The following is a 229-nucleotide window of genomic DNA, read 5'->3' on the forward strand; positions in this document are numbered from 1 at the left end:
GTACGAACTCGGCGAGCCGGGCGCGGAGCCGCGGCTCGCGTCGGTCGGCCGCACCGACGGCCCGCTGCTGCCGGGCGCCGCGCCGCTGTCGTTCGACACGTTCGCGCGGCGTGCGCTAACCGAGCGTTTCGATCTGTGCCAGTTCGAATTCGAGTCGCAGCCGTGGCGCTTCGACCGCGCGACGGTGAAGCGCCTGCGCGTGCCGATCGCACTCGTCGCGGCGACGCTC

1 pseudogene is annotated in these 229 nt (G+C 73.4%); it reads left to right on the plus strand.

Annotation, left to right across the window (positions count from 1 at the left end):
• Nucleotides 1–229, plus strand: a pseudogene (locus ACNQQL_RS36250) (type II secretion system protein GspL); the annotation flags it as partial.

This window comes from Burkholderia sp. LFS061 (assembly GCF_047978125.1).
Lineage (GTDB): Bacteria > Pseudomonadota > Gammaproteobacteria > Burkholderiales > Burkholderiaceae > Burkholderia > Burkholderia pyrrocinia_C.